General features: G+C 39.6%; 13 protein-coding genes and 1 other RNA gene. 11 read left to right on the forward strand and 3 right to left on the reverse strand.

The features are described 5' to 3' along the window. Positions 1-107: 107 nt before the first annotated feature. The 8 genes from NYF15_RS13670 (at position 108) to NYF15_RS13705 (ending at position 7,944) form a co-directional block, all read left to right on the forward strand. A complete protein-coding gene (locus NYF15_RS13670) occupies positions 108-980 on the forward strand; it encodes a DUF3014 domain-containing protein (protein ID WP_062569898.1) in 873 nt (290 codons plus the stop codon). 136 nt (positions 981-1,116) lie between these two features. Next, an RNA gene (ffs, locus tag NYF15_RS13675) (signal recognition particle sRNA small type) lies at positions 1,117-1,213 on the forward strand. Between the two features lie 293 nt (positions 1,214-1,506). Further along, positions 1,507-2,001, forward strand: a complete 495-nt coding sequence (locus NYF15_RS13680; protein WP_300543067.1) for a zinc-ribbon domain-containing protein — start codon at positions 1,507-1,509, stop codon at positions 1,999-2,001. A 472-nt stretch (positions 2,002-2,473) separates the two neighbouring features. Further along, positions 2,474-2,821: a hypothetical protein gene (locus tag NYF15_RS13685; RefSeq protein ID WP_371353839.1), complete on the forward strand. Its 348-nt coding sequence runs from the start codon at positions 2,474-2,476 to the stop codon at positions 2,819-2,821. Between the two features lie 450 nt (positions 2,822-3,271). Then, the gene (locus tag NYF15_RS13690) at positions 3,272-5,425 is read left to right on the forward strand and encodes a TonB-dependent siderophore receptor (protein ID WP_371353840.1); all 2,154 of its coding nucleotides are present in this window, start codon (positions 3,272-3,274) and stop codon (positions 5,423-5,425) included. Positions 5,426-5,671: 246 nt separating this feature from the next. Beyond that, entirely contained in the window at positions 5,672-6,517 is an 846-nt protein-coding gene (locus NYF15_RS13695; protein ID WP_130150630.1) for an HDOD domain-containing protein, read from the forward strand. Positions 6,518-6,893: 376 nt separating this feature from the next. Beyond that, positions 6,894-7,646 carry a hypothetical protein gene (locus tag NYF15_RS13700; RefSeq protein WP_371353841.1) on the forward strand — a complete coding sequence of 251 codons (753 nt, stop codon included), beginning with the start codon at positions 6,894-6,896 and terminating at the stop codon, positions 7,644-7,646. Positions 7,647-7,710: 64 nt separating this feature from the next. Next, the gene (locus NYF15_RS13705) at positions 7,711-7,944 is read left to right on the forward strand and encodes a hypothetical protein (protein ID WP_237118244.1); all 234 of its coding nucleotides are present in this window, start codon (positions 7,711-7,713) and stop codon (positions 7,942-7,944) included. On the opposite strand, the gene NYF15_RS13710 is transcribed toward NYF15_RS13705, so the two are convergent. From NYF15_RS13710 to NYF15_RS13720, 3 genes are read right to left on the reverse strand one after another with little or no spacing between them, the layout of a single operon-like run. Beyond that, a complete protein-coding gene (locus NYF15_RS13710) occupies positions 7,941-8,321 on the reverse strand; it encodes a diacylglycerol kinase (protein WP_058586251.1) in 381 nt (126 codons plus the stop codon). The genes NYF15_RS13705 and NYF15_RS13710 overlap by 4 nt on opposite strands. Before the next feature lie 20 nt (positions 8,322-8,341). Continuing rightward, entirely contained in the window at positions 8,342-9,967 is a 1,626-nt protein-coding gene (locus tag NYF15_RS13715; RefSeq protein WP_371353842.1) for a phosphoethanolamine transferase, read from the reverse strand. Positions 9,968-9,982: 15 nt separating this feature from the next. Continuing rightward, on the reverse strand, positions 9,983-11,926 hold the full coding sequence (locus NYF15_RS13720) for an LTA synthase family protein (RefSeq protein ID WP_371353843.1): 1,944 nt from the start codon (positions 11,924-11,926) through the stop codon (positions 9,983-9,985). 167 nt (positions 11,927-12,093) lie between these two features. Here NYF15_RS13720 and NYF15_RS13725 point away from each other — a divergent pair, with 167 nt between their 5' ends. The 3 genes from NYF15_RS13725 to NYF15_RS13735 all read left to right on the forward strand — a co-directional run bounded on the left by NYF15_RS13725 (position 12,094) and on the right by NYF15_RS13735 (position 14,426). Next, on the forward strand, positions 12,094-12,768 hold the full coding sequence (locus tag NYF15_RS13725; RefSeq protein WP_130150638.1) for a response regulator transcription factor: 675 nt from the start codon (positions 12,094-12,096) through the stop codon (positions 12,766-12,768). Continuing rightward, a complete protein-coding gene (locus NYF15_RS13730; RefSeq protein ID WP_371353844.1) occupies positions 12,768-14,174 on the forward strand; it encodes a sensor histidine kinase in 1,407 nt (468 codons plus the stop codon). Before NYF15_RS13725 ends, NYF15_RS13730 begins: the two co-directional genes overlap by 1 nt. A 63-nt stretch (positions 14,175-14,237) precedes the next feature. Next, positions 14,238-14,426: a DUF3185 family protein gene (locus NYF15_RS13735; protein WP_062569921.1), complete on the forward strand. Its 189-nt coding sequence runs from the start codon at positions 14,238-14,240 to the stop codon at positions 14,424-14,426. Positions 14,427-14,437 lie beyond the last annotated feature (11 nt).

The raw sequence follows: 14,437 nt of genomic DNA on the forward strand, positions 1-14,437 counted from the left end.
TTACTTTATTTATCAACTGTAAGTCTTTAAGCTAGAAGAAGCAAAGTTTACCTAATTGCTCACGTTATTTTGTCGAGTTTTATGTCTGTTTTTTTAAAGGAGTCTGTATGTCAGAGCATTCGTCAGAGACCGAAGTACAAAAGCGTCCAGTTAATAACAACCTTATATTTGGTGTTGTTATTTTAATTATTGTTGCCTGTGTTGCAGCGTATATTTTACTCCAACCAGACGATAAGCCGACGCAAACCGTAGAGGATATTGTAACTGAAGAAGTACCTATGGCGGAGTTTCAAGAGCCCGAACCAGAGCCAGAACCCGAACCAGTTGCAGAACCAGAACCAGAGCCCGTTGTTGTTGAGCAGCCTGTAGCACGTGAAGAAGAGCCAGTGCCAGAGGTAGAACCATTACCTACATTAAACGAAAGCGATGAGGTGGTTGTTGCTCGCATGGACGAAGTACTGAGCGATCAGGTTATGAGTTTAATGGTGACCGATGACCTTATTCGTCGCGGTGTAGTGTATGTAGATAACATTGCAAAAGGCAAAGTAGCAGCTAGCCATGCACCTGTTGAACGTCCAAAAGAGTCATTTAAAGTTATTGAAGGTGATATTTTAACGATTGATCCGAACAGTTATGAGCGCTACACCCCTTATGTAAAACTATTTACTAGTTTAAGTGCTGCGCAGGCTATTCGCATTTATGATGAATATAAACCATTAATAAACGAAGCATATGCTGAGATTGGCTACGAAGGCGATGCCTTTAATCAAACTCTTGAAGAAGCGATTGACGTTCTACTTGATACGCCAGAACCAAAAGGTGACATGCCATTAGTACGCAACTCAGTGACTTATCAATATGCTTATTCAGAGTGGGAAAACCTTCCACAAGCGCAAAAGCAGCTTTTGCGTATGGGCCCTGAAAATATGAAAAAAGTGAAAGCGGCATTACGTAACATAAAAGCTGAACTAGAAAAGTAAGCTTTTAAACCATTAAATACAGTGCGATTGTACAGCAAGTATGCAATCGCACTTTCTTTTTCGAATACCCCTTGAATAACAGGCTAAAACTAGAGATAATCCCTCCCGCGCCAAACAAGGCCCTCAATGGTAGTCTTATTGGTCCTCTCGCAACACTAGCAGGTGAACCTGGTCAGGCCCGGAAGGGAGCAGCCACAGCGTGTGACGTGTGTGCCGAGATGTGGCTGGTAAGACTGCCACCCAAATTCTTCTTGGGTGTTGTTTGAAGTGTAAGTCGGCATAGCCTATTTTCTTCCCAAAAGACAAATCAACCTATTCCCAGCAAAAAGCTAAACACTTCCTTATAAACCTTCCATAAACCTGTAAGCTAAGAATAGAACTACTAGTTTAATCAGCTTTTTATGAGCATGAAAATGCTCAGGTCAACCTGTGTTAATTACTGCGGTGCAGTATCATTAAGAAAAAGTTTCTTGGGTGATTAAAATCACGATACCATTAAAATTTTAAACGGCACTTTTCAAAGCATATGACGAGAAAAAATATTCCGAACTATGTAACTCACCCAAGGTATGGCAGTGCTCCATTGGTTTCCAAAGATGAAGTGCCAGCATGCACAATAGACAGTGCACACTGGCGTTACTCAAGCCTTCAATATTTTCCTGAAACGGCAATTTTTGCAGATACTTCTAAGCAGAATTTTGCTATTTATCCCCGCAAGATTTATGTAGATATAGAAGAAACGTGTGAAGTATGTGGCAGGCCATTTATTTTCTATGCACAAGAGCAGAAACATTGGTTTGAAGACCTAGGCTTTTGGATTGATGCACATTGCACTAGGTGTGTTGAATGCAGAAAAAAAGATCAAAGCACTCGCTTTATGCACAAACGGTATCAAGAACTTATCGTTTTAAAGGAGCGAACGAATCCACAAAATAAAGAACTCAAGCAAATAGCAATAAAGCTTTATAAATTGGGGTATATACGAAATCCAAATAAGCTGAATATTGACACCGGAAGTTAGCAAGTTAAGTCACTGACTTGTTGCTTCTGTAATAAAAGCTATCGAATGCAATACAGTAAGTTACAGCCTTATTATTTCCTAGCCATTTCCTATTATGTAAGCGAAGAGCATCTGTCGATAAAACTAGTGTCGGCGTTTAAATGCAAAGGCTGACTCTAATCGTGTTAGTTACGTGGTGTTTTAGTTTTGGCTCGACTATTTCTATCTGCTGAGAGTGTTTAAACTTAAATAGTTGAAAAGGCTCTCTAAAGTTGATGAATGTAAGCTTAACATTCTGTGCAATTTGTAATTGAAGGTTCAATCATAGGGCCCTTCAAAATTTAAAGGAAAAATTGACTATAAAGGGTCGTTGTCTCATGGTGCATCTTATGTATATAGACCACTTAGCGAGGTAATAAATAATTTTGATAATCTTACTGGTATTTATTCAACAACAGTGCCTATCGTTGATAACTATGTGGAGAAAAGGTAAGTGAAGGAAAGTAATAAGCAACTATATTTATTTATGATTCTTATTGAGTTCCCATTGGCTGCATTTTTAAAAGGAAGCCTATTGGTTGCATGCGTATTGTGTTTATTAGGTGTTACTTCTTATTTTAAACTTAAACCATTTATTTATCTGAAGAAAAATGTCTCCAATTTCAGTCTATATCTTTTTGGTAGTTATGTTGCGGGGGCATTATCTGCTGCATATAAATATGGTTCAGATTTTAGTACAGACTATGCTTTTGGGATCTTTCTATTAATTAATCTGATACTTTTACCTTTTTTTTATAAAGTAAAGAGTGCAATTGAGAATCATTTATTCGCGGGTAAATAATTAGCGTCCAACTATAAATGAAAGCAAAGCCAGTGGGAGCTTGTTTTCTTTTATCTGGCGTTTGAATGTTGGCGCTTCGCTTCCTTTGGGTTGATGCCAAAGGCTAAATTTGAGGAAACGTATTTTTCTGAGTTAGAAACTATCTAGTGAAAGCTGGGAAGTCCAGCGAGCCATTTCAAAAATCAGGTATTTCATATCTTAGAAAGTCTGTTTCTTTGCGTTAAGGGTTAGGTCTTGGAATAGGGTTTATTGCAAGTAGTAGAAACTGAAGTCGTTATTTCTCTTACCGCTAAACTAAATTTTCGAATCAATAGAATCAGCTTTTAAAATTAGCATTAGGGGGCGGTAGTTATTATTTAGTGTGAATTATACTATATTAACATTAAATGTAATGCAAATGGGAATTGTTCGTGATAACATCTTTGCGCTATTTCAATAACAAGGGTTATTATGAATTTTTCTCTACTTCCTACAGCCACAGCGGTGAGCTTAGCGCTTCTGTCAAACAGTGCTTTTGCAGCAGAACAAACTAATAAAAAAGAAACAGACCTCATAGAAAAAATTACTGTAAATGGTAAGTACATTGTTAACGAAAATATCGATACAGCGACAGGCCTTGGTTTATCTATTCGTGAGACTCCACAGTCTGTAACGGTCTTTACTGCTGAGCGTATCAGAGATCAAGATTTAGACACGATTATTGACGCAGTCGATAATACGGTTGGTTTGTCATCTTCAAAAATGGATAACATTCGTAACACCATGCAATCACGCGGGTTTAATGTGTCTAACTATCAAATTGATGGTGTGCCTTTATCGTGGAGTTTGGCAGGGGATTCTGGTGAAACGTCAGCGGATGTTGCAATTTATGAACGAGTAGAGTTTGTACGAGGCGCAACGGGTCTACTTACAGGTGCGGGCGACCCATCTGCATCAATTAATCTTGTTCGCAAACGCGCGCGTAACACCGACTTAACTGGTTACGTTGATGCTTCAATAGGAAGTTGGAATAAAAAAGAGTTAACCCTTGATATCGCGAATGGCTTAAATGATAGCGGTACAGTGCGCGGTCGAGTGGTTGCAAAAGTGGTTGATAGTGAATCATATATCGACTTATACGAAGAGAATAAAAATATCTTCTACGGTGTATTAGAGACTGACCTAACACCTGATACTACCCTTCGTGTAGGGGCGAGTTACCAGAACAGTGATCCGCATGGTCCTGTGTGGGGGGCTTTACCTGCATACTATACAGACGGCACAGCAGCTGAGTGGGATGACTCTAAAACTACGGCCCTTGATTGGACTCGCTGGGAAACAACGCACAAAAACTATTTTGCAACCGTTGAGCATTTATTTTCAAATGGTTGGCAGTTAACAGCAAATTATAATCACTCAAAATATGATAAAGAAAGCCGCTTATTTTATGTTTCTGGTGCATTAGATAAAGAAACAGGGGCAGGCTTAACAGGGCAACGTTATTTTGCGTTTGGCTCAACAGAGCAAGACAGTGTTGATGTGCAGCTTAAAGGTCAATACACTTTGTTTGAACAGAGTCATGACTTTGTGGTGGGTGCGCTTTACTCTAAGCAAACTGGTGAAACAAGTACTCGCGATCCCGATCCTATCATTGGTGGTAGCGCATGGGATGCGGTTCCTATTGATAACTTTTTTGATTTCCAAGGGGATGATATTGCAGAACCTAATTGGACTGAAGAAGTGACACTACAAGATGATAACGACACAGTACAAAAAGGCTTTTACGCAGCTACACGAGTTTCGTTAACTGATGCGTTTAAAGTGATTGCTGGTGGGCGTGTTTCGTCATGGGAGCGAGAGCGCTACTATTATGGCGATCAACAAGATTACGGTGATTCAGGGGTTTTTGTGCCTTACTTTGGCGCACTCTTTGATTTAAATGATCAGCACCGCATGTATGCCAGCTATACAGAAATTTTTCGTCCGCAAAATAGTTTAGATGCGAACGGGGAGTATTTAGACCCTGTTGATGGTAAAGCAAGTGAAATTGGCTTAAAGAGTGCTTATTTTGATGAGCGTTTGCAAACATCTTTGGCTATTTTTGATATTCAACAAGATAACTTAGCAGCAGAAGACCCCAACTTTGTGCCAACCGCTGAACAAATGTCAGCATATTATGGCGCTGAAGGAACACAAAGTAGCGGCTTTGAGTTTGAAGTGATGGGAGAGCCTGTGGATGGTTGGAATATCTCAGCCGGCTACTCACAGTTTAAAGCTGAGGATGCCAATAACAACAAAGTAAATACAGATTCACCACGTAAGCAATTTAAGTTATTTACGACCTACCAATTTGTAAAACAATTACCAGCGCTTACAGTCGGTGGTGGTCTTAACTGGCAAAGCAAGTCATATGCGCAAGGCACAACACGTAATGTAGAGCAAGATGCTTATACAATTGTAAACTTGATGGCACGTTATAATATTAATGAATCAATGGATTTACAGTTAAATGTTAATAATCTATTCGATAAGAAATACTATAACTACATGACAGCAGGCTACTATGACCTTTACCGCTATGGTGCGCCACGTAATGCATCACTGAGCTTCAGCTATAACTTTTAATTGATTGCTTGGGATAGGCTTATATCGAGTTGCAACTAAAGGTGCATTTGTGCACCTTTAGTTTTATGGTTATCAGAGCTTCTTCGCGATTCTAGCTTTAAACAGCGACGAGCTGTTTCATTTTATGACAACTCATTTCCTTCTTTAATCTTATTGATCTTAAATAACACCCTTTTAAATAAACTGGCTTATTCTGTTGCCAAATTAAGTAACGAGCTATTTGCTTGTTTGAGGGATTTTAGATAAATGATTACGTTAGATGAGCAGCGTTTAACATCGTTAAAACGTGGCTTTCATATACCACCTAAGCCTGAACTACTCGATGAAATTGCAACTGAAATGGAGTTAGACGATGCTTGCTTAGATAGAATTGCCAGCATGATCTCTAAAGATATTAGCCTCTCTGCTTTATTATTAAAAACCATCAACAGCCCTTTTTTTGGCTTACAAAGAACGATCAGTGATATAAAACAAGCGGCTATGTTTTTGGGTTTAGAGCAACTAAATCGCTTAGTTACACTCGCATTACTTAAGAACAACTTTGTTGGTGATGCCTGCATCAGTTTAGAGCGATTCTGGGATGAGTCTGTTGAAGTGGCAAACGCTTGTGTATGGCTTGGACATAGTTACAAGTCGCTGATGCCAGTTGATGAGCTCTACTCGTTAGGCCTTTTCCACAATGTTGGCATTGCAGCAATGGCCCTAAAATACCGTGACTATATTGACGTATTACAACACGCAAATCATGCAAAAGAGCAAGTAATAACCGATCTTGAGCAAGCTCGTTATCAGTGCGACCATGCTGTTATAGGTTATTTTATTGCCACATCGTGGCACTTACCTAAGCCGTTATGTAACGTTATTTTAAACCATCATAATAGCCACTTTTTACAGCTAAGTGATAATGACCACCAGCGAATGGCCTTCGCTATTTTAAAATGTGCAGAAAGCATGATTGACTATGCCAGACACAGGCAACATTCAAGCGAGTGGCTAAAAATTAAAGATCAGTGCTTTATCGAGTTAGGAGTTATTGAGCAGGAATACGCTGATCTTCTAGAAGATTACCTCGACAATTCAATGGCGAGTTAAAGCCAATAAAAACCTTCGATAAGCAAGCGGGTGGTGTTAATTCACTGCTCGCTTTTATCTAATTCACGAGCTTCGGTAAGTGCTCATTAGTCCGTAGGCTTTACCTTAAAACCGTGAGTAAATTTAACCTTAAATATAGATATAAAAGCAGTTTGATAAACTGTAGTCGCGACTTTACGTCGCGTTATTTATATGAAACTAATGACGTGTGGTTCAGCGCAAATTATGAAGTAAGTACATAACCATCTCTGATAGAAAATAGCGTGTTTATATCGAGCTTTAGAGCTCAATATTTTCAAAAATTTAAACAGCTAAAGATATGCGCATTACACATATATTTGTTACGCTTCACTAAGTCTATTAAATAGGTATTAAAGTGAAAGTAATTAAATATTTACTGGTATTATTTTTTAGCGGTATTTTCTCGATTTCAGCTTTTGCCGCAACAAAGCACATAAATATTGTCAAACCTGTGGTTGCGGCGTTTAAGGCAGGTGATAAAGCCTTAATTGCCAAGCGAGTGCATTATCCTCTGCAGCGTAAAGCGCCGCTGCAAGCAATTGAAAATGAGCAAATGTTTATAGAAAACTTTGAGCAAATTTTTGATAAAGAATTTATTGAACAAATAGCTAGCTCAAATATTCGCCATGATTGGGAAATGATGGGTTGGCGCGGTATTATGTTCGATTCAGGCAAATTATGGTTAGACTTCGATGGCTCTATTTGGGCTGTGCCTTATGAATCAGAGGCAGAAAAAGCACGACGCGAAGCACTGATTGACGAGCAAAAACAAGCTTTACACAAAAGCCTTCGTGAATTTACAAAGCCGATATTAACGTGGCAAACAAAAAAACATCTAATTCGTATCGATGAGCTTGCGGATAATCAGTACCGTTATGCTGCATGGGAAATTGATCAATCTATGCAAGATGAGCCAAGCCTTGTGATCACAGGGGGCACATTAAGTTTTGATGGCAGTGGGGGCAATCATTTTTATACCTTTACTAACAATGGTTATCGTTATGTTTGTCATGTGACTGTGCTTGGTACTGAACAGTCACCGCCTGGGCTTTTAGAAGTATTTAAAAATAACGTACAAATATTGTCCGAGTCTGCTTTAAGTTTGTAAGTTTTTTTTCTTATTTTGAACTATACTTATCCTTTCAAAGGAGTCTCTTCTAAAGGAGTAAGTTATGGGTGCAAAATTTTGGATACTCAGAGCCACTAAAGTTTTTACGCTGGTAGCTATTTTATTATTTATGGTAGAAATCTTGAAAGGCCATGAGCCCTTAAGTGCATTGGGTTTTGCGCTACTTTGGTCTTTTATTGCTACGGCCATTTTTATCGCAACCCGTTTATATCATTCATCAAAAGGGCGCCACTGTGCACTTTGTAATGACACCCCTGATGATAAAAAAGCAAGTTAGCTTAGGTTATTAACAAACACGCCGCCCCATACCAACGCACAAATCGTTAGAGCAATCAGCACGGCTGCGGAGCCTAAGTCTTTAGCTAGGCCTGATAATGGATGAATTTCAAGGCCTATTCGGTCTATGGCGGCTTCAATTGCCGTATTGACTACTTCAGCAAACATCACAAATAGCACAGATACAAGCAGCATAATTTTCTCATACAGGCTAATCTGCCAGACAAAAACCACTGCGATGGCTAGGACCAACAGTATTAGCTCTTGCTTAAAAGCAGACTCATGCTTTGCTAACCACGTGAATGCTCGTTGGGAGTTTTTAAATGCGAGGCGAATACGTTTAATGCCAATGGGTTTGTTAGTGCTATCAAATTGCATAGTATGAAATCTCTATTTCGTTAGCTTTGTGTTGAGCAAGCATTAAAGATATCTTGCTCTGGTTGATATTCAGTGCTTTGTACATGGGTTAAGCCAAGTAAGGTGTCAAAAATGTTATCGTGCGAAAAAGCCTGGTTACGCTGCTGTTCTATACATTGATTAAAGCGGGTATCGGCTAGTTTATTACTCCAAAACAGCATAGGCACTTGGGTTTGCTCTTTAGGCGCTAATGCATACGGGAAGCCATGTAAGTACAAGCCTTTTTCACCTAGTGATTCACCGTGATCAGAAACATACAGCAGAGCTTTGTCATCCGCCTGACTGTTTTGCAGTAAATTAATAAGTTTACTCAACACTAGGTCGGTATAAGCAATGGTATTATCATAGGTGTTGGTGAGTTGCTCACTGCTACAGTTTTGGATATCGCTACGTGGGCAATCAGGCAAAAATTTACTGTCTTTTTCTGGATAGCGGCGATAGTAGGTTGGCCCATGTGAACCAATCATATGTAGCATCACTAGTTGGTGCTTCGCATGACTTTTAGCAAGCTTTGCGGCTAATTCTTCAACCAGTACTTCATCAAAACAATAGCGTCCGTCACAAAGTGGGTTACTCTTTGTTGGTTCTACCGTTTGTGAGTTTACCCGCACACAAACCCCTTTACAGCTGCTATTGTTATCAATCCACTTTACTTCTACACCACTTCGTTGAATGATATCTAGGGCATTTTCTTGGCTTTGCGCGATGCGCGAATCATAGTGATTGCGATCTAAGCGCGAGAACATACAAGGTACAGAAATGGCCGTTGCGGTGCCACATGAACTAACATCACTGAAATATTTAACGCCAAGTTTAGGGGTATATTGATTAGTCGGCTTGTCGTAACCTTGCAGTGAAAAGTTTGCTGCGCGTGCTGTTTCGCCTACCACCATAATCGTCAGTGAACTTTGTTGCTTAGCTAATAGGTGCGGTGTTTTATCTAAGACTTTAAATGGTAAAGGTGGATAAAAATAATTATCGCGCAGGTACTTATAGCCCGCAGTATAAAATGCAAAGGGGGTAATGTAGCTGGTTAATTGACGATTATTACGCCCTACAGAGGCGTAATCTTTATAAAATGGGACGGCAATAACAGCTACAGCAATAAATGCTGTAACGTTAAGAAACGCAAAGCTTTTAAGGCGCACACGAAAGTTTCCGACAATTTTAAAGCGAGAAAACAAGTAAGCAGGCAGTACACCTAACACACAAATAAAAGCGATAACTTGTACATTAAGATATGAAAATGCTTCGCCTGAATTTGTTTCTAAGATATTTTGCAGCATGCTTTTATCAAAGATAACACCGTAATTTAAGGTTGCATAAAACAACAACGATGAAACCACGATACTTGTTAAAAGCACGGGTTTTACAAAGGTGATTAACGATAACCAACTTAATACCATTGCCGCCAGTGCTAATAAGAAAAACGGTACGCTTGCTATAAATAACCAATCGACATGTTCAGGTTTGCTTGCAGCTTCAAATACATTAAATAAAAACAGACCATTAAATACAATAACCAAGTACAACGACACCAGCCAGACAAATTGGCTGTAGCTAACGTGCCATTTTTTAGTAAGGAGTTGTTTAATTTGCATGCTCATAATCATTCCTCATCGCTACGATTTATTTGGTAAGCGATACAACTGTTCGGTATAAGCTAAATTGCTAAATAAGACGTGCGCTAAGGCTTTTTTTGCAAGCTCAACGCTGCTGCCATCTTTATCAATGGCAACTTGGGTTTTACTTGCAGGGTCATAGCGCCAATAACTCACTTTTTGATTTGGCATGAGTATTACGGCTTCACCATTTTCTACGTAAGCAAAGTTGTCGTAGTACTGCATCATGGCGCGCTCAACAGGGTAGTGTTTCGTTAAATCATAACCAAGCATAGGGGTTGCTTGCTCAACGCCTAATAACGACAACAAAGTAACAGGTAAATCAATTTGGCTGACTAAGCGAGTATCGCGCTTTGCATCCATATCACTATTTAGGATCACAGCAGGGATGTGGAAAGATTTAAGCGGCACAGGCTCTGAACCAAACACGCGTACATCATGATCGGCAACCACTAAAAAGACGGTGTCTTGCCAGTAATCTTGCGTTTTTGCCTTCGCGATGAATTTTCCTAGTGCATAGTCAGCATATTTGATTGCGAGATCGCGCTTGACGTTTTCTGGGTCGTGGCCTTCAGGGAGTGTTACTTTACCCTCTGGAATATCGAATGGGTCGTGGTTACTTGAGGTAAACACAAGGCTGAAAAATGGTTTGCCTGATTTATTTAGCTCACTTAGCTCTTTATCAGCTTGATTAAACAAGTCTTCGTCGCTTGCGCCCCAAGATGAGATAAACTCTGGGCTTTGCATGTCACTAATATCTACAATATCGCTAAAGCCATTCCCTAAGAAAAAGCTTTTCATGTTATCAAAATGACTTTCACCACCGTAAATAAACTGGGTGGTATAGCCTGTGCGGCTTAATACATCAGCGAGTGAGAAAAAGTTGTGCTGTGACTTAGAGAGCTTTACTACAGATCGTGAAGGCGAAGGAGGAAATCCGGTTGTTACGGCCTCGATGCCGCGTACAGAGCGTGTGCCCGTTGCGTATAAGTTATCAAACCCCCAGCCTTGCTGATAAAGCTTATCAAGCTCAGGAGTTACACCAATACCACCTAGTTCACCAACAAAGCGTGCGCCTAAGCTTTCTTCTAAAATGATCACTAAATTCTTGTGTTTGCCTGTATTAAAAGGTGTGTTGTTGGCTAGAGTAGGAATACTCTGCGTTACAAACTGATTTTTATAGGCTGCTTGCTTTACCGTTTGTAAAATCTCATTACGTGGCATGGTGCCGTACAAACTACTGGCATTTTTTTCATTGCCCATATTTTTAATTGCAAATGCAACACTGTAAGTTGAATTTAGAGCCAAAGAGTTAACCAGTGAGTCACTTGAAAAGTACACTAATGCAGGGTTTAAAGGGCGATGGCTTACAGTGCCTCTTGCGCTAATTAAGCAAACTAATAAAGTAGTAACGAGTATCACCACTTGGCTAACCGTTTTAGCATTTTGCTGTTTGCTAAATGCTGCATTTACATAACGATACGCAAACACACAACTAAGCGTTGCAATAATTAAGGTGCTTATCATGGCAAATAGGTGGCCATGTAATAGCATAGAAAAGACTTCTTGAGGGTAATCGAGATATTCGACAAATAAACGATTTGGTCGTACATCGTACTGGGTAATAAACGCGGGGGTCGAAGCCTCAACAACCACGATTAAAGTCACGACTATGCTGCTATAAAGAGTAAACGCACGGCGAAATAAAGCGGTTTTGCTGCGCACAAGCACATCAGCGAGTAACATTAAAACAGCCAAGGCTGACAAGTAGCCTACGCTGCTTAAGTCGACTCTTAAGCCGCCCAATAAAACGGCAAGGCTATCGCCATTTGCTAACCTTTGTTGTTGCCATAATAGCAAGCCCATTCTAGACAATATAAAAACTGACATAATCAGTAGCGTAAAACGTAATAGTGGTTTTAGAACGGATGTGATTGCTTGCATAGTTGTACTTACTTAATCGAAAAGTATCGCAATACTAGGAAGCAAAGCTTAAGAAATACTTATGAAAAACTTAATGTTTACTGGGTTAGCTAAAATTCAGTAAACCTTAAGCAAATCTTAAGTTTTACAGCGTAAGCTGCGCTTAGAATGTTTTATAAGAGAGAGCTATGAAGCTATTACTCATTGAAGATTCGGCGTCTTTGCGACGCAGTTTACGAATAGGTCTTGAAAACTTAGGTTTTACCATTGATGAAACAGGAGATGGAGCCGAAGGGTTAAGTATGGCTATGTCAGGAGAGTATGAACTGATAGTTCTTGATTTAATGCTACCGAGTATTGATGGCATTACTTTACTGCAAACCATCAGAGCAAAGCAGCTTGATGTGCGAGTACTTATTTTATCGGCTAAACAAGAGCCAGAAGATAGAGTTAGAGGGCTGCTCACAGGCGCTGATGATTACTTAACAAAGCCTTTTTCGTTTGATGAATTACATGCACGGTTATTAAACTTAACGCGTCGTGGAAATTTGAAAGCAAAAAGTGATGTGATTTATATTAATAGTTTGGCGCTTAACTTGCAGCTTAAATTATTACAAGTGGGCGATACAGTAATCGACTTAACACCTAACGAGTATAAAATAGTTGAGTGCTTGTTTAGTAATCAAAATAAAGTCATCACAGCAGAAAAACTGAGTAGTTACATTGCAGGTCAATACGATTTAGTATCAAAGAATTCAATCGAAGCACATTTATCATCTGCCCGTAAAAAAGTAAGAGCGGCTGGTGGAGAACTTCCCATTCAAACTAAGCGTGGCTTTGGCTACATAGTACAAGGTAAGTGATGAAATCAATTCGAAGTAAGCTGGTTGTCACTTTATCAATTGCTATTACTGGGCTTGTTTTAAGTATTTTATTAGCCACCGATATTGCTGTTGATAGCTGGATTGATAACGAATTTAATCGCGGCTTGCAGTCAAAAGCAGGGATGTTAATGACGTTGGTACATGAAGATGAGCAAGGACTGGCGTTTAACTTTTCAAGTGAATTTATGCCAGAGTTTGATGGTAAGGTTGAACCTGAATATTTTCAAATCTGGACAGAAGCAGGCGTATTTACGCGCTCTAAAAGCCTTAATTTATTTAAAGTAAAGACCCTTACATTGCAGAGTTTAGACGTTGGCGAATCGAAAATTGTTGCTGCTAAACTGCCCGATGGCCGTGACGGTAGAATCATTTATACTCGCTTTTTTCCTCAGGCTGAATCGCATGTTAGAGCGGGTAACTACGAAAGTAATAAGTCTGCTGTTCAAATGCCTCTTACCCTAGCGTACGCAGCCTCATCAGAAGAAGTGGACTTTATTCTTTGGCTCATTGATATTATTTTTGTTGTCACGACCGTCACCGTCATTGTATTTATTCGACTTTTTGTCCGTAAGTCAGTTGATTCATCGCTTGCGCCATTAAATCAACTCAACAAAGAGATAAGCCTACTTAGTATTGCCGATAAAAGTGCTCAAATTGTAATTAAAGAGCCTGTAAAAGAGTTGCAGCCGATCGTTGAGAGTCTAAATGCGTTCATACAAGAAAACAGGCAGCTTTATTTTCGTGAGAAACGTTTAACGTCAGATATCGCCCATGAACTTAAAACCCCCATTGCAGAGCTAATTAATATGGCAGAAGTAGCCATTCGTTTTCCCAAAGAACAACAACTCAATGAAGACTTTAAGCCGGAAGTGCTAAACATTAGCCAGCGTCTAAAAAGCATTGTTTCTAACTTGTTACTACTGCATAAATACAGTGATCAGGTTTTGCCAAAAAATGAGGCGTGTGATTTAAATCAGGTGACTAGGCGAGTGTTGGAAAACGGTGATACATCGAGACTCGAATTTGAACTCGATAAAACCCTGCCGGCCATAGTCAGTAATATATTTGCGCTTGAGTCTATTATTACCAACTTGGTGAATAATGCTAAGCAATATAGCCCTGAAGGCACATATGTGTTGATTAAAACTAAAAGAGCAGGGAGCTCAATCATTTTAACTGTTAGGAATACGCTCTTAACCGCTTTAAGTAAGGAGGAAATGAGCCAGTTATTTGACCCACTTTGGCAAAAAGACACCGCGCGAACGTCAAATGATAACTTTGGGCTGGGGTTATCGATAGCAAATGCATTAACGAAAGCTATTGATGCAGAACTATTGGTTGAGCAAAGTGAGCAAACAATTACCTTTAGTTTGATATTAAAGTGAAATTTTGCAGCCTCCGTGTTTATGTGCAACACTGATTATGAACAACAATAAGGAATAAAAACTATGGGTAAAATAATTGGTATTGCACTTATCGTCATTGGTGTTGCACTGGCTGTGTGGGGATATAACGTGTATGACTCTGCCAGCGCGCAAGTAAGTCGTACGCTAAGTGGTGATACACCGATTGAAGCGTGGTTAGGTATGGTAGGTGGTGCAATCTGTGCGGTTGTAGGCATATTAAAAGTTAAGTAATCAAACATTGA

It is taken from the genome of Pseudoalteromonas sp. 68 DY56-GL68, from assembly GCF_041414825.1.
In the GTDB taxonomy this organism is placed as follows: Bacteria; Pseudomonadota; Gammaproteobacteria; order Enterobacterales; family Alteromonadaceae; genus Pseudoalteromonas.